The sequence below is a fragment of the Bacteroidales bacterium genome (assembly GCA_029210725.1).
Classification (GTDB): Bacteria; Bacteroidota; Bacteroidia; order Bacteroidales.
In genome coordinates this window covers 90,434-109,908 of record JARGFM010000007.1, presented here as the reverse complement: position 1 = coordinate 109,908, position 19,475 = coordinate 90,434, and the positions used below count along the sequence as shown (strand labels likewise).

Sequence of the window (19,475 nt, the reverse complement as noted above, 5' to 3'; positions counted from 1 at the left end):
AAATGGCGAAAGCAAAAAAAGATGCAGAGGTCGTTGAGATGACAGTTGCAGAGAAATTAAAAGCCTTATATGACCTGCAGCTGGTCGATACTGCCATAGACAGAATCAGAATCCTGCGCGGTGAGTTGCCCCTGGAGGTACAGGATCTGGAGGATGAAATTGAGGGACTGCAAACCAGGGTTTCCAAATATGAGGATGATATTGATGGACTGCAGAGATCCATCAGCGGGAAGAAGCAGGAGATTGCCAAGTCCCAGGAGCTTATTAAGAAATACCAGGAGCAGCAGAACAATGTAAGGAACAACCGGGAATACGACTCCCTGTCCAAAGAGATTGAATTCCAGACTCTTGAAATTGAACTGGCAGAAAAGCGTATTCGGGAGTTTACCGTCCAGATTGATGAAAAAAAGGGAATCATCGCCGAGTCGACCGAGGTGCTGGAAGGACGCAAACTGGATCTGGAGAATAAGAAGAAAGAACTGGATGATATCATCGATGAGACCCAGAAGGAGGAGAGTGTGATGGAGAAAAAATCCGCCGAACTGGAGAGTATTATCGAGGAGCGTTTGCTAACGGCCTACAAGAAGATCAGGGGGAATGCCCGGAATGGTCTGGCTGTTGTGCCGGTTGAAAGGGATGCCTGTGGCGGTTGTTTTAATAAGATACCTCCGCAGCGTCAACTGGATATCGCTTCCAAGAAAAAGATTATTGTTTGTGAATACTGCGGGCGAATTCTGGTAGACTCCGGGGATACCGGCTAGCTTCGGCAGTCCTCTATGGAGTGATTACCTCCCTGCAGCCTGAGAGGCGGGAACGGGTATCTTCCAGAAACAGCTCCATGTCAGCCCGGTCTTTCGCAGGCATATCGGGAAGGTCCGGGGAAGCAGGATCAAGATTAGCAGGCACCAGCGTAAAGCCGGTGCCTTTTTTTGTTTGCGGTTTCCAGACCCATACGGGAAGGTAGGCAAAGCTGCTGACTTCCTGTGGTTCTTTTGATATCACCATCTCGAAGATGATGCCTCCATCGCGGTACCTGCTGCGCTGGTTGGATATCAGGTTCCCCAGGGAATAGACCACCAGGTTCCCGGCTCCTTCACCCCGGATGGGCTGGACCACATGGGGGTGTGAACCGATAGCCGCATGGGCCCCGTGTTGAAAGAGGAAGGCAGCCAGCTCCTCCTGCTCCCTGTTCTGGGTAAGCTGGTACTCCTGGCCCCAGTGCATGATCGCCAGAATAAAATCGGGTTGAGCACTCCGGGCTTTCTGAAGATCTTTCCTGATCTGGACTTTGTCGATGCGGTTCACCACGGCGGGGGGCTGGTCCCTGATCCCGTTGGTCCCGTAAGTGTAGTTGAGCAAAGCGATCCGGATCCCTTTCTTCTCGACGATCAGGGGATAGAAGGAGGAACGGGAAGCGGTATCGGGAAAGGTGCCGGTCTGGATGATCTCCTGCCTGTCGAGCACCTCCAGGGTCCTTACCAGTCCCTTTCTTCCCCTGTCCAGGGCATGGTTGTTGGCATTTACCAGGATATCAAAACCCGCCCATTTCAGGGCCTCAGCCAGTTCATCCGGACTGGAAAAGGCCGGATAGCCGGTAAAAGGCTCTCCGGCAAAAGTGACCTCCAGGTTCCCGATCACCAGGTCGGCCTCCTGCAGGTAGGACCTGAGATATTGAAAACAGGGCTTATAATCATAAGCAGGTTCACCGGTGGCCAGGGCGGAGGCTATCTGGCTGTCATGACCCATGATATCGCCAGTAAAGACCAGCTTCAGCTGCTCTTGTTGTGCCAGGGCAGCCAGGCAGAGAATTAGCCCGGCCAGCATAAGGAAGCTTCTTTTCACGGGGATTAATATAGCAAAAACTTACCAGCTTCCGCCGGCACCCCCTCCACCAAAGGAGCCGCCGCCGCCCCCGGAGAAGCCTCCAAATCCGCCTTCGCCTCCGCCTCCAAATCCGCCCCCGCCGGACGAAAAGTTTCCAAAGCTGCCTGAGTGCCGGCCGCCTGACAGCATTCCAAGGGCCAGCCACAAGGGCAGGTTGCTGCGCCCCATGCCCGCACTTCTTCTCCTGCCTCCGAATATGATGGAAAAGAGGATGATCATAAAGATGATTCCACCGATGGTGGAGCCGCCCGATGAGCTCTGTTTCCTGTACTGATCGGCAGTGAATTTACCATCCAGCAGGGAGATCATGACATCGGTAGCTGCATCGATACCCACATAGAAGTCCCCGTTTTTAAAATTGGGAATCATTTCATTCTGGACGATCCGCGAGGCAGTGATATCGGGGATATACTCTTCCAGGCCATAGCCGGTGGAGATAAAAACATCATTTTTCTGCATATCCATCAATACCAGCAGGCCGTTATCACGGCCCTGCTGGCCGATGCCCCACTGCTCCCCGATCCTCGGGGCCAGATCGGAGGCGGAATAGCCCCCGTTGTCGTCCAGGGTGACGATGAATATCTGTGTGGAGGAGCGGAATTCAAATTCACCCAGTTTTCGCTCCAGGGAAGCAGCCTCGGTGCTGTTAAATACTCCGGCAAAGTCGTTTACCCACGACTGGGGAGCCGGCGGTACCGGAAGCTCTTCCTGTGCACTGCTCCACAGGGGCAGGACAAAAAGGAGAGAGAGGGTAATAATCAGAGTCTTTTTCACAAGTAATTTTTTAATTTATTTATCATCTCCTCCAAAAGATATTTCGTCCGTCAACTCATTCACATCCCCGTCCTGGTATGGGAACTTCTCTTTCAGGGCTTGCCCGGCCATCAGGATGCCTTCCTGGAGTCCTCCCGAAAAATCCCCTTCGGAAAAATGTTCCGCCATCTTCTCCTTGATCTTGTCCCAGAAGTGGCCGGGTGTGACCGCATTGATCCCGGCATCGCCCAGGATGGCAAATTTCCGGTCTTTTACAGCCAGGTAGAAAAGCACTCCGTTGCGCTGCTCTGTCAGGTGCATGGACAGTTTTTTAAACCACCAGGCTGCCCGGTCCATCACATCCTCCCTGCAGCGCGTGTCCAGATGAACCCGGATCTCCCCGGAAGTGTTTTGCTCGGCCTTTTTCACAGCCGATTTGATCAGCTCTTTCTCCTCTTTGGAAAAAAAATTTACCGCATTCATAGTTCCCTGCATGATCGCTAAAACTCCACCACCGGAGCAGTTTCGCTGCCTTCCACAGCTTCAAAATATCCTTTTTGATCAAAACCGGTGATCCCGGCGACCACACTGGCGGGAAATCTCCGGACAGCGGTGTTGAAGCCCCGGGTGATCTCATTAAATTTTCTCCGCTCTACGGCAATCCGGTTCTCGGTACCTTCAAGCTGTTTCTGAAGATCCATGAAATTCTGATTGGCCTTCAGATCGGGATAGCGTTCAATGGTAACCAGCAGCCTGGACAGGGCAGAACTCAATCCATCCTGGGCCTGCTGAAAGGAAGCCAGTGATTCCGGGCTCAGGTTGCCCGGATCGATAGTCACACTGGTGGCTTTGGCACGTGCCTCAATAACCTGCGTAAGGGTCTCCTGTTCAAAATCGGCATAGCCCCTGACGGTATTGACCAGGTTAGGGATCAGGTCGCCCCGGCGCTGGTAGACATTCTCCACGTTGGCCCACTGACCGGTTACACCCTCTTCCAGGACCACGAATCCGTTGTATTTCTGTACTCCCCAGAGAATGGCAATTACAACAACAATGCCAATAATAAGCCAGGTTCTGTTCTTCTTTTTCATATGAATCTGTATTTATCGTTTGCAGTTTAGAAAGAGTAAATATATACAATGTCCCGCGATAGCTTCCGGGAAAGGTAAAATATCGGTGAAAAATCGATTAAAACAACCTTTGACCGGCACACTTGTTATTTGTTTATGAAGGAGGGCCGGACGGTATATTATGATGGCTATTGCAGGCTCTGCAGCAGGTCGGTCCGATGGATCATCCGGAATGATCCACGGAAACGTTTCTCTTTTGTTCCCTTGCAGCTGCTGCCTGTTCCGCCGGTGGGGAACCCGGAGGGAGATCCCGATAAGCCCCGGGGGAGCGGCCATCGGAGTGATACGCTTCTTCTGATCATGAACGGGAAAAAGTACGAACGCTCGGGGGCCATTCTGAGGATCGCGCTTTATCTGCGTTTTCCCTGGCCCATGCTGGGAATTTTCTTTCTGGTCCCCCCTTTGATCAGAGATGCGGTTTACAGGCTGCTTGCCAGGAACAGAAAAGCCTGGTTCGGGGAGGAAGCCAGCTGTTATATCCCCCGGTCCTGAAGACTTCCTGCCAGGCTATGCCTGAAACACCTGTTGTAAAACCCCGTTTTACCGGCCGGACAGGATTTCGAATTTTGTACTTTTGAATTGCGCGAGCGCATTCCCCGTAGCTCTGCTGCGGGGTAAGCGAGCACATTTAAAATAAACAATTAATCGATGATTCCTCGCAGCTTGCTGCGAGGAGAATCAATTCTACCATGAAACTAAAGGAGATGAACAGTGATGAATTCAAGGCTGCAGTTCTGGAAGGGATCCCCGCACAGCTGCCGCCGGAGCAAGGGCCCGGTCCCGGTCTGAATCATGCCCCCAAAAGAAAAAATATTCTAACAGCCGGGGAGAAGAAGCTGGCATTGCGCAACGCCCTCCGGTATATTCCCGGGCAGCAGCATGCTCTCCTGGTCAGGGAGTTTTCAGAGGAACTGGAGCGCTATGGAAGGATTTACATGTACCGTTACAAACCTGCCTATGCTATTTCGGCCCGGAACCTGGAAGCTTATCCCTGGAGATCCAGGCAGGCAGGAGCCATTATGATGATGCTGAATAACAACCTGGATCCCAGGGTGGCTCAACATCCCGACGAGCTGATCACTTACGGAGGCAACGGAGCGGTCTTTCAGAACTGGGCCCAGTACCGTCTTGTCATGAAGTACCTGGCGGAAATGAGCGACGAACAGACCCTGGTGCTTTATTCCGGACATCCCATGGGGCTCTTCCCTTCGCACCGGGAAGCCCCCAGGGTGGTGGTGACCAACGGGATGGTAATCCCCAATTATTCGGGACAGGATGAGTACGAGCGGATGAATGCTCTGGGGGTATCCCAGTATGGCCAGATGACCGCCGGCTCTTTTATGTATATCGGGCCCCAGGGCATCGTTCATGGAACGACCATTACAGTCATGAATGCGGCCAGGCTTATGTTAAAAGGGGGAGATGGAAGTCTGAGGGGAAAGGTTTTTGTGAGCTCAGGACTGGGCGGGATGTCGGGTGCACAGCCTAAAGCCACCGTGATTGCGGGGGGGATATGTGTGGTGGCAGAAGTGAACCCCAGGGCTACAGCCATGCGTTTTTCCCAGGGCTGGGTGGATGAGGTTTTTACGGATCTGGATCTTCTGGCAAAAAGAGTGAAGAAGGCACGGCAAAAGAAGGAGGCAGTTTCCCTGGCCTATCAGGGGAATGTGGTGGACCTGCTGGAGTATTTTCTGGAAGAAAATATTCCGGTGGAACTGGGATCCGACCAGACCTCCCTGCACAATCCCTTTGCCGGTGGATACTATCCGGCTGGAATGGATTTTGATGAGGCAAACCGGATGATGGCCGGGGAACCAGGACGCTTTAAAGAGGAGGTATATAAGTCGCTTCGGAGGCATGTCAGGGCGGTTAACGGCTTGGTGAAAAAGGGCATGTACTTCTGGGACTACGGAAATGCCTTTTTGCTGGAGTCGGGGAGGGCCGGGGCCGATGTATTCAGGGAGGATGGAAGCTACCGCTACCAGTCCTATGTACAGGCCATCATGGGACCGCTTTTCTTTGACTATGGATTTGGCCCTTTCAGGTGGGTCTGCACCTCGTCGGACCCCCGGGATCTGGCGCTTAGCGACCGTATTGCGGCCGGGGTGCTGGAGCAGCTGGCAGTGGAGGCTCCCGATGAGATCCGCACTCAGATGGAGGACAATCTGCACTGGATCAGGGAGGCCGAGGGTCATCGCCTGGTGGTGGGCTCCCAGGCCCGGATCCTTTATGCCGACAGTCAGGGACGAATTGCCATCGCAAAAGCATTCAACCGCGCCATCCGGGAGGGGGAGATCTCGGGACCGGTAGTCCTGGGACGAGATCATCACGATGTTTCAGGCACGGATTCTCCTTACCGGGAGACTTCCAACATTTACGACGGTTCGGCTTTTACCGCCGATATGGCTGTTCAGAATGTGATCGGGGATGCCTTCCGGGGAGCTACCTGGGTTTCCCTGCACAATGGAGGCGGAGTAGGCTGGGGGGAGGTTATCAACGGTGGATTTGGGATCTTACTGGATGGGACACCCGAGGCGGACCGCAGGCTGGATGGCATGCTTCACTGGGATGTGAACAACGGTATTGCCAGAAGAAGCTGGGCCAGAAATGAAGGAGCGATCCGGGCTATCAAAAGGGAGATGGAACGCACTCCGCTGTTACAGGTTACTCTGCCAAACCTGGTGGACGAGAAGCTGCTGGAAGAGACTGATCAATCTTCAAAAACCAGTTGATAGGGCCTGGAAAGAGATTGTTCCAGCTGTTGCATGCTGATGTTCCTGCTGTAGCGGACCTGCTCTTTCCCGTCAAAATATATCAGGATGGTGGGAATGGTAAAAACCCTGAACTGACCGGAGATTACCGGGCTCTTTTCGATATCCACATAGAGGGCCGTCATCCGGGGAAAGTGCTTTTTCAGGAGCTCTTTCACTTTGGGCCTGAGCACCTTGCAAACTGAGCAGGCCTCGCTGGAGAAATAAATCAAGACCCCTTTCTGATCTGCAATCTTATCCTGCAGCTCCCGGAGATGGTAAATGGCTTCCATATTAATACTCATCCTCGTTAAGCAAAACCAGCATGCACTCGGCCACCGGTTCGATCCCTTCCCTTTTCAGGCGGGCCATAAACTCCGGATTGACTGTTCCCGGATTAAAAATCACCCGTTTGGGTTTCAGGGAAATGATATAATCATAGTAGTCGGCCTGCCTCGACGAGCCAATGTAGACGGATACCGTGTGAACCCCTTCAACAGGTGGCTGGCCCACCAGGATTTCCTGATCCACGATCAGACCCTCCCGGAAGCCCACGGCCACCACTTCCTGGTCGTGCCGCAACAGGCTTTTTACAGCCTTATGTGAAAACCTGACCGGATTGGGACTGGCACCCAGAACCACTGTTTTTTTTGATACTGACAAAATGACTTGTTGATTTTAATCCGACAAAGATAGCCAATCCCGCGCAATCGGGAAACAGGGAAACAGATAATTTGGAACCATTATTAACAGGCGGTAAGCAGGCTGGTACCGGCCGGTCAGGGGATGTGGATCAGCACCACCGCATAGGCCGAAACCCCTTCTTCGCTTCCGGTGAATCCCAGCTTCTCCTCGGTGGTGGCCTTGACGGATACCTGGCTCTCCTGAAGGCCGAGCTGTCTCGCAATTTCCTTTTGCATTCGGGGAATATAGGGCTTTACTTTTGGGACCTGCAGACAGATGGTACTGTCGATATTTCCGATGGCGAATCCCCTGGAGGCCAGAAGTTCTCCGGTTTTACGCAGCAGCCTGGAACTGGCAATTCCCTTGTAAGCCGGATCGGTATCGGGGAAATGAGTTCCTATATCCCCCAGGGCCGCTGCCCCCAGGATGGCATCACAAATGGCATGGAGCAAAACATCGGCATCGGAGTGGCCCACGGATCCTTTATCATGTTCAATCTGAACTCCTCCCAGCCAGAAGGGGATCCCCTTCTCCAGACGATGTACATCATATCCGAAACCAACCCGGAAATTCATGACTCTGTGTTTATAGGTCCAGGTCCGCAAAGTTAAAGCTCAGCGTAAAGCGGAGGGTATTGGCCAGCGGACTGTTCTGTCCGTTGGTCGGCACCAGGTAGGCAAAATCGAGGGCGAACACATTAAGCTGCAGGCCCACACCCAGAGTGAAGTATTTCCGGTTCCCTTTGGTGGAGTGCTCGTGAAAGTAGCCTGTCCGGAGGGCAAACTGGCTCCGGTACCAGTATTCCACACCGGCACTGTAGGAAATTTCATTCAACTCCTCGACCAGGGTACTGTAGTTGCCGTTGTTGCGGAGTACTCCCGGAGCGTCGTAAAAGGACTGAACCATCCCAAGTACGGTGGAGCCCGGGGTTTCTTTTCCCCGTTCCACCACCAGCTCACCGGTTTCCGCGTATATGGAATCGTTAAATGCCGGAGGGGAGGGGACCAGCAGCTTATTCAGGTCCATGTTAAAGGAGATGGTATTGTATTCGTCAATGTTGTAGCTGAATCGTCCGCCGATCCGCATGTTAGTGGGAATGGGGGTTTTATCGGCATCCACCGAGTAGGAGATCGGGGTTCCCATATTGGTCAGGCTGATCCCCGCAGCCCACTCCCCGTCGCTGCTGCCTATATTCACCTGGTTCTGATAGTAGAATCCCAGGTCTGCTGCAAAGGAGATCCCTGCCCGGGTGGCCTGTCCGTCCGAGGTCTGCTGACCGCTGGTGAGATCGGAGCGGATAAAGCGAAAGGCGATCCCCCCGGAAAAGTTATCGGTAAAGAGCCTGGAATACCCGGCATCCACGGCAAATTCGTTGGGATTGTGCTGTCCGGCGAAACTCCCGTCAATATTGGTAAAGGTGATATTTCCCAGGGAAAAATAGCGCAGCGAGGTACTGATCACCTGCTGTTCATCCACCCGGAAGAAGCCGGTCAGGTAAGCCAGGTTAATATCGGGGATCAGGTTCCGCAGCCAGGGGGTATAGGAGATGGCAAAGCCCCCTTTGCTGTCGACGAAGGCGTATTTCCCTATGTTCCAGTGTTGAGAATTGACATCCGGGGTGGTGGCGGCTCCCACATCTCCCATGGCTCCGGACCGGGAGTCGGGAGCAATGGTCAGAAAGGGTACGGCCGTCTGAATGGCATTGAGCACGGGTTCGGCCCCTCCAAGTTCACCGGTGGTTATCTGTGCTGATATATTCGTGTTAAACAGTATAAACAAAGCGCCTGCAAGCGCTATCGACGCTGCTTTTATTTTTAATCCCATCTTTAAGGTATCTGTCTGCAAATATAGCATAATCATAAATGTTGTACACGGGTATCGGGCCCATGTTTATTAGTACGTAATCCGGCTTGTTTTATTATTTGTTGCTGGCATTATTTTTCTGGCTTTAACGTGCAATAATCAGTTTTCCGGAAGAGCTTGCTACTTCTCCTTCTTCCGTGCTCAGTGTCGCCCGGTAGATATAAACACCACCTCCCATCTCCGTTCCCCCGGAGGAGGTACCATCCCACATCAGCGGTTCCAGCCGGTAACCCGGGGAGTTGACCTGCATATCGATAAGCCGGACCATCTCCCCGGAGAGACTGTAGATGCTCAGCACCAGCCTGAGCTGGCTGTCGGGCCGGTTATGGGCGATACTGAACCAGGTACGGTCGAAAAAGGGGTTGGGGTAGTTGTAAATCTGCTCCATGAGCATCTCCTCCGAGTCCACCACCATAAAATCGATGCTCTTTTCGGTGGAGTTATTATGGATGTCCCAGATTTTCAAAGTGACCGTATGCTTTCCAGGCTCCAGATTGCTGTAGGGGTAGCTGACGATCCCTGAATTGTAGCTGTTGGTATTTGCCTGGTAAAATTCATTAAGGATAACCGAGGAGATACGATCATCATCCAGGGTGGCTGTCAGGTCGTGACCGATGCCGTTCCCGGTGGTATTGATCCCGTAGCTGTCTGAAACATAAGCCAGCAGAAGCGGATCGGGGTCGGTGATCCCTCCGGATATAAAAAAGGAGTCATTCAAAAAAAGATCGACGACAGGGGGCTCACTATCCGTGACATGGCCGCTGCTGATTCCTCCCACGCTGAAATCTTCGAAGGATCCGTGGGCGTCGATCTCCTGGTTCGTGCTGTAGTAGGAGATCTTCCCCGGTCCGTATGCATAGTTGATATCCTTGGGCATGTAGAACCCGAAGTTGAAACGGCCCTGGCTCACCGTGGCTTCTCCGCTGTAAAGGATATTGTTCCGGGCGCTGAAGGTAAACACCGGTCCGCCGTCGTTGGAAAGGGTCTCTATGCTTCTCTCCTTATCAAATATTCTTGGGTAGATCTTGCCCTCAAAACCGGATAAAAGGAGACTGTCCTGGCTTTCCAGGTGACCCGCAATGCTTACCCACTGCAGGGCGGACAGGGTGTCGATCTCCATGGATACCGGAGAGCCATTGATGGAGTCGGTTAAGACCCTGTTCCCGGGATAGCTGAGTCGCAGGGAGGGATCTCCCAGCAGGGTAAAGTTACGTTTGTTGATCCCCGCCCCGGTGTTGTTCTTACTATAAACAATGATATCGCCCAGCCGGTAGTTCTGCTGGTCCGCATTTTTCTCAAACACCACTTCATAGAAGCGTTCATTCAGCGCGTGGTTGGGTCCGGAGTAAACCAGCCGGGTGGTCGTAAACAATCCGATTCCGCCGCCCTCCGTGTTGTGGAGTATTTGTTCGCCTCCCGAAGTGATCTCCAGATCTTCGGCCCGGTTGTACTGGTCATACCTGCTGAATTCGCAGGTGGCAGTCATAAACAGGGGCAGCATCTTTTTATTCTTCCAGTCACGAATGTCATTGGAGGTAAGGATCTTCTCATGGGCCAGCCCCTGGGTTCCCCCATGCCCGGTATAGTTGATGATCAGCGCTCCCCGGTGTACCTGGTCGTTCACGGCCCGGGTTACTTCCGGATAACTGGGACCGGTGGAGAGCTCCTCCTGGGGATAGGCATCCAGATAAATCTTCTGGATGTTATAGGCGGAGTATCGATCGTTTACATAGGTGGCCAGCTCATCGGCCTGCCGCATATGGATGTTGGAATCTTCATCGTCTCCGATAAAGCAGAGCTGGTTTCTCCAGCTCCCCTGCCTGTCGGGATCCCCATAGGCTATGATTTTATCCACCAGGGCGGCGGCCTCTTCCCGGTCAGATGCCGGGAGACGTCCGATCCCTATGTCCAGGAGTCCGTCATACATCCGTTCATCGGTATCGAGCAGTCCAAAGTAATCATCGGAAACATAAGAGCCGGTGGGGGAGAGGGACTCTTCCGACTGGTAGGTGAGAATCAGGTTGGTGTTGTACTGTTTCTCATCACTGCCACGGTTGTCATAGGATCCGTCGCCCAGCAGGAGGAGATAACGGCAGCTGTTGCCCGTCGCTCCGGAACGGTCGTAAAACATCTTCATGAAATTACGTATGGCCGTCACATCGGGCGTTCCTGATGAGAACTCATTGAATACCTGCTGCTGTGTGACTACCGCCACCTCCATCCCGTCGTTATCCCTGCGGAACATGGCAAGCCTGTTTGCCTCTTCAAGAAACAGCTCCGGTGTAAGAATGACCATTTCCGGGTGACTCAATCCGTGGAGGTCCTGGTTTCCCAACAGTCCCAGCCCGTCACCTGTAAAGTCAGGGACCGGATAATTTCCCTCCGGCCTGAAAGCAATAAATTCTCTGTGATCATTGGTTTCCATGGTAAACCGGGCCACAGAGCCCTCCAGGGCATAGCCAATGTTTTTCGGGTGCTGCGGATCGGTGATCTCCCAGATGAGGATGTCTTCTGTGGCTTCGTCCAGCAGGAACTGACTGATATTTCCGGGCCCGGCGCTCCGGGAGTCTCTGAAGGCAAGCTGACTGCCTGAGAATGACAGCTCCGACCGGCCATTGATGCAGATGGAGTTCAGCCAGCCCTCCGAGTTGGAATCGGGACGGTTGTAGCTTACTTTCACGTCCAGCTCATCCCATTCGGGCAGATAGCTGAAGGTTCCGGCCGATTCATAGGCATAGGTGGAAGTATAATGACTCAGGTTTGTACCGCTCACGGAAATGGTTCCCAGTAATTCATTGTGTGCGCTGATGGAAAAGGTGGAGCTGACCCCCGACCGGGCAGCGGCAACGGTCCGGATGCGGACCGGCTCCCCTTCCATCCTTCCTTCCAGGTGAAAGGGATAAAGCCCGGAAAGGTTTACACTGAATACATCACCGTACCACTCTCTGCCCGATTGAATCAGGTTATAGGTCTCTTCTTCGTGATAATCACGGTAATCATAGGAGCTTACTGTATGGGTGGATGCGCCGGTACTCAGTTCAGCATCTTCGGGAGGAGCAGAGGCTCCCTGGCTGTCGGTCAGGAAATAATGACCTTTCCGGGAATAGCTGTGCAGGTGGTGCAGGTACATGCCGCTCATTTCATCATACTGCCAGTGCACAGGCCCTGTAGCGTAGAAGAGAATATGATCGCCGGGTCCGAATATCCCATCCGTCCCTTTGTGGATATGGAGGGGAACCGCTTCCAGGTCGTCTGTGCAGCCCAGCGAATACTGCTCCGGAAGCAAACTGGCACCAGAACCAAATACCCTGACCGAGGCGGGATTGTCGAGCCCTATTTCCAGGAGCTGTTCATAGCTTAATTTATGAATGCCGCTTTCCCCGACCGAAACCCGGAACCACCTGCCCGAGGCCAGCAGGGAGTGTTCTGCCCAGCTTCCGGCCCTGGCACTCTTCAGAGGTGCCAGGGCAGCTTCCTGCTCCAGATCGATCTCAAAAGAGTCGACCCGGTGCACGCTACCGTCGGCCATCCTCACAAATGGCAGTACCTTTATAATTACCCGGGGAAACCCGGCTTCCCTGACCAGGGAATACTCCAGCAGCGGACGCTCGGTCAGATGGGATATATCCATTTGGCCGAGGATCGTTTCCTCTATTTTAGTGGTTTTCTCAACCCTTATATCAACCTTTGGAAGCATTCCCGGGGCAGTCCAATTGATTTTTCTTGTGAAATATGGTAACGTATTCTCACATTCCTCGTATAATGCAAAGGGAAAGCTTGGGGAAGCATCCTCTCTATTCCACTGAATATTAATAGTTTCAGACTGAGAATAGAGCAGGATTACAGGGTGAAAAAGTATGAGGAAAAAGAGTTTTCTCATAAAAAAGTGCAAACAGCTGCTAAAATATGTATTTAAACGGTGATTCTGACGTTGATAGTATATGAACCTTACAAGATAGCAGGCCGGATGTATGTTTTGAAAGCATGATAGAATGGAAGATCATAAGGAAATTTGAGTCCTGTAGTTTATAACAGATTAATGGTGAGAAAGGTTGCAGAAGAACAAGGTTTATGGATATGGATGGCAGGAATCCTGATCATGCTCTACACCGATGCCGATTCTCAGGATCCTGCTTTTTCGCAATTCTATGCCAATCCACTTTATATGAATCCTGCCATGGCAGGGGTAGAGGGACCTGCAAAAGTGTATCTGGGATACCGGAATCAATGGCCGGGAGCCACCAATCCCTATGTGACCTACCATGCATCCTTTGATAAATATATAGAAGCCCTGCAGGGCGGGGTCGGAGTCCATCTGAACAACGACCGTCAGGGAGGTGGAGTATTCAATACGCTTTCGCTGGATGCCATTTATGCCTATCACCTTCGAGTCTCTTCTGCTCTGATGGTTAGCGGAGGATTTCAGGCTTCGGTGGGGCAGAGGAACATGGATCCCACAGATCTGGTGCTGCCTTCGGATCTGAGCGGAGCAGGAACCACGATACTTACCCCGTATTCAAAATTATTTCCGGATTTTGCCCTGGGTTTTGGTGCTTTTTACAAGAGTTTTTTCGGAGGCGTGGCTGTTCATCATCTTCTGGAGCCCTATTCCTCTCCTTCAGAGGATCCAAACACCAGGTTGTCGAGAAGATATACGGCTCATTTCGGAGCTCTGATTCCGGTATATGAAAGACGATTGGGGAAAGAAATATTGGAGCTGTCACCCAACCTGGTTTTCATTCAACAGGATATTTATCAACAATTGAATTATGGATTGGAAGTACTTTACAGGGGGCTTGTTTTAGGTGCCTGGTTCAGGCAGGACCTTCTGTTCTCTTATGGCACCGTAATCTTCTCTGCAGGCTATGGTAACGGACAATTCAGGATCCGGTACAGTTATGATGCCAAACTCTCACCACCCGATTTGCATATTCCGGCGCTTGGGGCGCATGAATTATCGATGGTGGTTATATTTGAAAACCTTAACAAATCGACGAAACACAGGGCAATAAAATGTCCTAAAATTTAGTTAGTTTTGTTAGAAGTTTTTTTTTGAAAGTTAATTTGTAGTAAAGTTATAATTGAAAAACAAGAAGCCATGAAAATGATGATGAGACTGTTCCCTGTATTGCTAATTGCACTGATGCTTTGGGGATGTGGAGGAAAGGATCTGACCTCATCAGGCAATGTCTCGACAACCACCGGATGGGATTATAATGATCCGGAAAACGGAGGATTCGAGGTTAAAACTGCCGCAGAACAAGAGACTGGCCCGGGCCTGACCCTCATTGAAGGAGGTACTTTTACCATGGGCAAGACCCAGGATGATGTGTTGTTTGAATGGAACAATATGCCCCGCAGGGTGACTATAAGTTCCTTTTACATTGATATCACAGAAGTACGCAATGTGGATTACAGGGAGTATGTTAACTGGTTAAGTCGTGTTTTCGGGATGAATAATCCCCAGGTAGTAAGAGCTGCCATGCCCGATACGCTGGTATGGCGCGATCCCATGGCTTTTAATGAGCCCTACGTGGAGTACTACTATCGCCATCCTTCATTTAATGAGTATCCGGTGGTGGGGGTTAACTGGCTCCAGGCACAGGATTACTGCATCTGGAGGACCGACCGGGTCAATGAAATGCTCCTGGTGGATATGGGTCATATTGAGTTATCGACCGACCAGCAGGATGAAAGGAACTTTAATACGGAGGCCTATATTTATGGGCTCTACACTCCCAATATCATTAATCCCCAGCCCAGCCTGAATCCCAACGTGGAGTCGAGGCTGATCAATATGGAAGATGGAATCCTGCTTCCCAGGTACCGGCTGCCAACCGAGGCAGAGTGGGAGTATGCCGCCCTTGGACTTGTCGGGAACACCGTGGATGAACTGCTCTGGGAGCGCAGAACCTACCCATGGAACGGACATAACCTGAGGAATGATAATCCCAGGGATATGGGAAAAATGCGAGCAAATTTCGTTCGGGGCAAGGGAGATATGATGGGTATAGCAGGAAGCCTGAACGACGGAGGTTCTATCACCGTTCCGGTGAAGTCTTACTGGCCCAATGATTACGGGCTCTACTGTATGGCAGGGAACGTAAATGAATGGGTTCAGGATGTATATCGTCCGCTCTCCTCCCAGGATGTTTCGGATTTCAGGCCCTACAGAGGAAATCAGTTCGATCAGCTAGCTCTGGATGCCAACGGATCTCCCATGATTGACAGTCTTGGACATATACAAAGGGAGCCCGTTGAAGAGGCAGACCTCCAGGGACGTATGAACTACCGTAAATCAGATTACCGGAACTACAGGGACGGAGACAAGGAATCGGTATTTGAGCAGGGGGAGAGAAGTCAGGCAGAATACGATGGTTCAAGCAGCATGTACGTCAATACGGAATCGGAGAGAATGTCCTTGCTGAACGACCAGACCCGGGTATATAAAGGAGGATCGTGGAGAGACAGGGCCTACTGGTTGAGTCCCGGCGAGCGCCGCTTCCTGGTAGAAACAGAATCCAGAGATGATCTTGGATTCCGGTGCGCCATGATCCGCGTGGGAACGCCAACAGGGTTTTAAAGATACTTGAATCAAAGAGATCCGGGGGCTGTTTTTTCGAAAAGCAGCCCCCGTTTTTATGATCACAACAAGATGTCCACAGAGAACATTTATAAGGCGTTTCTTGAATCCACGGGTATATGTACCGATACTCGCAGGAATCCCGAAGGATCTATCTTCTTTGCACTCCGGGGGGAGCAGTTTGACGGGAATATTTTTGTGAAAGAGGCACTGAGTAAGGGGTGCAGGCTGGCCGTCACGGAGCGGGATGATTTAGAAGGATCGGACCGGGTTTTGCTGGTGCCATCTGTTCTTCTGGAGCTTCAGAAACTGGCCTGGTACCATCGAAAGCATCGTGCACCCCGCTTGGTAGCCATTACAGGCAGCAACGGGAAAACAACAACGAAGGAGCTCCTGGCTTCCGTGCTGTCGAAGGGCTATAGCCTGATAGCCACCCGGGGTAATCTGAATAATCATATCGGTGTGCCGCTTACACTGCTTACACTGGACAGGGAGGAGCTGGCCATTGTGGAGATGGGGGCCAATCATCCGGGAGAGATTGCACAACTGGCCAGGATTGCAGCTCCGGATGTCGGATTGATTACCAATGTGGGCAAGGCGCATCTGGAGGGCTTTGGTTCCCTGCAGGGGGTTCTTGATGCCAAGAGTGAGCTCTATTCCTACCTGGCCGGACACGGGGGGGATGCCATTATCGATGGTGGAGACAAGGACCTGATCCGCCGGGCGGAGGAGATGGGTGTGAAGCGCAGAGTGATTGCTCCAGGCGGAGAGTTGCCTGTGGAGGTGAAGCTGGTGAAGCAGAACCCCTTTCTGGAAGTGGAACTGGTGATCGGGGATCAGATCTACTCCTTCTCTACCCGGCTGGTGGGGGCTTACAACCTGCAGAACATCCTTTATGCAGCAGGTACCGGTTTATATTTTGGAATCCCGGGAGCTGCCATTGCAGATTCCATTTCGGCTTATATCCCTGAAAATCAAAGATCCCAGATGCTTGAAGGGGGGCGAAACCAGGTGATTCTGGATTCCTACAATGCAAATCCCAGCAGCATGAGGGAGGCCATCGGGGGGCTGCTGGAGTTTGCCACCTCTCCGGTGATGCTCATCCTGGGAGATATGGCTGAGCTGGGTGAGGCCTCCCTGTCCGAACACCAGGATTTGCTGAGGTGGATTGCTACCCTGAAGGTGGACCGGGTGTTGCTGGTGGGACCAAATTTTTACGAAGCGGGTGAACCTTCCGGCAAGCTGTCTGTTTTTCGCAGGAGAAGTGAACTGGAGGAAAGTCTCAGGCAGGAGAGACCCGAAGGATATCATATCCTGCTAAAAGGGAGCCGGGTTATGGAACTGGAAGCTTTGAGATCACTGCTTACCGAATAAGGAACGAGGCTTGCATGGCAGGCAAACAAATACTATTATGGCGAACAAATTGATGGATCCCATCGGAAAGCTGATGGGACTGCGTTACAAGAGTCATCCCTGGCACGGAGTGGAGATCGGGCCGGATGCCCCCGAGCTTGTGATAAGCTTTATTGAAATGGTACCCACCGATACGGTAAAGTATGAGGTGGACAAGGTCTCGGGCTATCTGAAAATCGACCGGCCCCAGAAATACTCCAATTCTGTTCCTGCCCTCTATGGCTTTATTCCACAGACCTTCAGTGGTGAGCGGGTGGCAGAGCTTAGCCGGGAAAAGACCGGGAATGAGATGATTGTGGGCGATTCGGATCCCCTGGATATCTGTGTGCTGACCGAAAAACAGATCTCTCACGGGGATATCCTGGTCAGGGCCCGCCCCATAGGCGGATTCCGGATGATCGACAATAACCAGGCCGATGACAAGTTAATCGCCGTGATGAATAACGATGCACTTTACGAGGATTACCGGGATGTATCGGATCTGCCTCCAAAGGTGGTCAACAGGCTCAGACACTATTTTCTAACCTATAAGGACCTGCCGGGTAATCCTGCCGACGTGGAGATTACCCACGTCTATGGGAGGGAAGAGGCCATGGATCTGATTCGGCGATCCATGGACGATTATCAGACCCGCTTTGAAAACCTCGATAATCTGCTCTCAACGGTATAGAAAGTTCTATTTGTAAAGGAATCTTTTGATCTTTTGAGTGGCAGTCTTTTCGAAGGGTTTCACCTGCTGTATGATCATGTGCAGTTTTGAGTTTCGGGCTACATGCTGGTTGACATGGTTCCTCAGCTCGTTCAGCACCTCGTCGACTTTTTTCTGAAGTTGCTTCTGAAATTCACCCGCATTCTCTTTCAGGTGATGAAGCTGCTCCTCAAGTGCATCCATCTTCAGGTGCACCCTGGCTGTCAGTTTTCCTTTGTATTCCATAACCAGTGATTCACTGACAATCTCCCTGCTGTTGAGTACCGCTTCGATCTCCTCCGGATAGATATTCTCGCCATTGGGGCCCAGGATCATATTTTTGGAACGTCCCTTGATATAGATAATACCCTTGCTATCGATGATGCCCAGATCGCCCGTGCGGAAATATCCATCCTTTGTGAATACTTCGCGGGTCTTCTCTTCATCCTTATAGTAGCCCTTCATAACATTGGAGCCACGTACCACAATTTCACCCTCTTTGGTAACAGGATCGGGATTTTCAATCCGGACAGTCACCCCTTCCATCGCTTTCCCGACCGAATGGAAGACCGCATTGGCGGGACTAAATCCCGCCACCAAGGGCGATGTTTCGGTAAGTCCGTAGCCGATGGCATAGGGAAAACCACCTTCCAGAAGGAACTTTTCCACGTCAGGAGCCAGGGGAGCGCCCCCTACGCCAAAGAAACGCAGCTCTCCGCCAAAGAAAGCCATTAGCTTGGAGGCGGCCGCTCTGGAGAGCAACTTCCGGGTGGGCCCGAATTTCATAAGCAGGCGCATGGGGGCCGACTTGGTAAGTTTGGGTTTGATGGTGGAGCGGTAAATTTTTTCAATAATCAACGGAACCGTCAGCATGGTGGTCGGTTTCAGCTTTTTCAATACCGGACCCAGCACGGCAGCGGTAGGGGCCTTGTCGATGTATTGGACCAAAGCTCCGTTGAGCAGCGGAACCATCATGCCAATGGTACATTCATAGGTATGTGCCAGCGGCAGTACGGAGAGAAAGCGATCCTCGTACACCACCTGGTGGACGGTGCCCGATTGCACCGCGTTGCTCAGAATATTGGTGTGGGTCAGCATCACTCCCTTGGAGCGCCCGGTAGTTCCCGAAGTATAGATGATGGATGCCAGCGCCTCTCCTTCAGCCTCATAAAAGCCTTTCTGTCCTGCTGAAATCCTGGTCTCTTCCTTCAGTTTTTTTAATTTACCCGGTTTTCCTGAAGCATCTGAAACCACCCCTTTCTGAATACTCAGCAGCTGAAAATCGTCCGTATTAATCACCATCTCCACGGTCGGAGGCAGTCCCTCGTTCAGCCGGGAGATCAGTTTTCCGGAAATAAACACTGTTTTTACCGCGGCATGCTCCAGGATGGGACGCACTTCGGAGGCCTGGAAATCGGGAAGGATGGGCACGGTGGTTGCCCCGCAGATCAGGGTGCCAAAATAGGCGATTCCCCAGTGGGGATTGTTCTCGGCCAGGATAGCCACGTTGTCACCATTGCTGACACCGGCGCTTTTCAACATCACGGCCACATGCTGAGACGCGACGTCCAGCTCCTCATAGCTATAGGAGGTGCCATCCACGCTGGTCAGGGCCGGACGGGACGGATAGAGTTTTACACTGTTTTTCAGCATCAGGGGAAGATTGGTAACTTCTTCCGGTATGTATTTTTTATAAGCGTCCATCAAGTCATTTTATTCGTTTTATC

17 protein-coding genes are annotated in these 19,475 nt (G+C 52.0%); 7 read left to right on the top strand and 10 right to left on the bottom strand.

Translation table 11 applies throughout. The annotated features are described in order from the left end of the window. Positions 1–2 precede the first annotated feature (2 nt). Positions 3–761 (top strand): C4-type zinc ribbon domain-containing protein, encoded by a 759-nt coding sequence (locus P1P86_05760; protein ID MDF1574680.1) that lies wholly within the window; start codon positions 3–5, stop codon positions 759–761. Between the two features lie 13 nt (positions 762–774). Here P1P86_05760 and P1P86_05755 read toward each other — a convergent pair whose 3' ends face one another. The 4 genes from P1P86_05755 to P1P86_05740 are packed head-to-tail and all read right to left on the bottom strand — an operon-like array spanning position 775 to position 3,728. Then, on the bottom strand, positions 775–1,842 hold the full coding sequence (locus P1P86_05755) for a CapA family protein (GenBank protein ID MDF1574679.1): 1,068 nt from the start codon (positions 1,840–1,842) through the stop codon (positions 775–777). A gap of 21 nt (positions 1,843–1,863) precedes the next feature. Further along, positions 1,864–2,658 (bottom strand): TPM domain-containing protein, encoded by a 795-nt coding sequence (locus tag P1P86_05750; protein ID MDF1574678.1) that lies wholly within the window; start codon positions 2,656–2,658, stop codon positions 1,864–1,866. Positions 2,659–2,673: 15 nt separating this feature from the next. Continuing rightward, positions 2,674–3,120, bottom strand: coding sequence for a TPM domain-containing protein (locus P1P86_05745; protein MDF1574677.1), 447 nt, complete (start codon positions 3,118–3,120; stop codon positions 2,674–2,676). 17 nt (positions 3,121–3,137) lie between these two features. Continuing rightward, the gene (locus P1P86_05740) at positions 3,138–3,728 is read right to left on the bottom strand and encodes a LemA family protein (GenBank protein ID MDF1574676.1); all 591 of its coding nucleotides are present in this window, start codon (positions 3,726–3,728) and stop codon (positions 3,138–3,140) included. Positions 3,729–3,863: 135 nt separating this feature from the next. Between P1P86_05740 and P1P86_05735 the strand changes: the two genes are divergently transcribed. Together P1P86_05735 and P1P86_05730 are read left to right on the top strand one after the other, a co-directional pair. Next, entirely contained in the window at positions 3,864–4,259 is a 396-nt protein-coding gene (locus P1P86_05735; protein ID MDF1574675.1) for a DCC1-like thiol-disulfide oxidoreductase family protein, read from the top strand. A 212-nt stretch (positions 4,260–4,471) separates the two neighbouring features. Next, positions 4,472–6,499, top strand: coding sequence for a urocanate hydratase (locus tag P1P86_05730; GenBank protein MDF1574674.1), 2,028 nt, complete (start codon positions 4,472–4,474; stop codon positions 6,497–6,499). Here the strand turns inward: P1P86_05730 and P1P86_05725 are convergent. From P1P86_05725 to porU, 5 genes are all read right to left on the bottom strand, one after another. Continuing rightward, positions 6,478–6,822 (bottom strand): thioredoxin family protein, encoded by a 345-nt coding sequence (locus P1P86_05725; GenBank protein MDF1574673.1) that lies wholly within the window; start codon positions 6,820–6,822, stop codon positions 6,478–6,480. The genes P1P86_05730 and P1P86_05725 overlap by 22 nt on opposite strands. Continuing rightward, positions 6,812–7,180, bottom strand: a complete 369-nt coding sequence (locus P1P86_05720; protein MDF1574672.1) for a CoA-binding protein — start codon at positions 7,178–7,180, stop codon at positions 6,812–6,814. The genes P1P86_05725 and P1P86_05720 overlap by 11 nt, the downstream gene beginning before the upstream one ends. 116 nt (positions 7,181–7,296) lie before the next feature. Then, positions 7,297–7,776, bottom strand: coding sequence for a 2-C-methyl-D-erythritol 2,4-cyclodiphosphate synthase (ispF, locus tag P1P86_05715; GenBank protein ID MDF1574671.1), 480 nt, complete (start codon positions 7,774–7,776; stop codon positions 7,297–7,299). Positions 7,777–7,786: 10 nt separating this feature from the next. Then, on the bottom strand, positions 7,787–9,025 hold the full coding sequence (gene porV / locus P1P86_05710; GenBank protein MDF1574670.1) for a type IX secretion system outer membrane channel protein PorV: 1,239 nt from the start codon (positions 9,023–9,025) through the stop codon (positions 7,787–7,789). Between the two features lie 124 nt (positions 9,026–9,149). Then, on the bottom strand, positions 9,150–12,695 hold the full coding sequence (gene porU, locus P1P86_05705; protein MDF1574669.1) for a type IX secretion system sortase PorU: 3,546 nt from the start codon (positions 12,693–12,695) through the stop codon (positions 9,150–9,152). A 408-nt stretch (positions 12,696–13,103) separates the two neighbouring features. Between porU and P1P86_05700 the strand changes: the two genes are divergently transcribed. From P1P86_05700 to P1P86_05685, 4 genes are all read left to right on the top strand, one after another. After that, positions 13,104–14,093, top strand: coding sequence for a PorP/SprF family type IX secretion system membrane protein (locus tag P1P86_05700; GenBank protein MDF1574668.1), 990 nt, complete (start codon positions 13,104–13,106; stop codon positions 14,091–14,093). Between the two features lie 69 nt (positions 14,094–14,162). Continuing rightward, the gene (locus P1P86_05695) at positions 14,163–15,647 is read left to right on the top strand and encodes an SUMF1/EgtB/PvdO family nonheme iron enzyme (protein MDF1574667.1); all 1,485 of its coding nucleotides are present in this window, start codon (positions 14,163–14,165) and stop codon (positions 15,645–15,647) included. A gap of 72 nt (positions 15,648–15,719) precedes the next feature. Next, positions 15,720–17,021, top strand: coding sequence for a UDP-N-acetylmuramoyl-tripeptide--D-alanyl-D-alanine ligase (gene murF / locus P1P86_05690; GenBank protein MDF1574666.1), 1,302 nt, complete (start codon positions 15,720–15,722; stop codon positions 17,019–17,021). Between the two features lie 37 nt (positions 17,022–17,058). Beyond that, the gene (locus P1P86_05685) at positions 17,059–17,730 is read left to right on the top strand and encodes an inorganic pyrophosphatase (GenBank protein MDF1574665.1); all 672 of its coding nucleotides are present in this window, start codon (positions 17,059–17,061) and stop codon (positions 17,728–17,730) included. A gap of 6 nt (positions 17,731–17,736) precedes the next feature. Here the strand turns inward: P1P86_05685 and P1P86_05680 are convergent, their stop codons facing one another. After that, positions 17,737–19,452, bottom strand: a complete 1,716-nt coding sequence (locus P1P86_05680) for an AMP-binding protein (protein MDF1574664.1) — start codon at positions 19,450–19,452, stop codon at positions 17,737–17,739. Positions 19,453–19,475 lie beyond the last annotated feature (23 nt).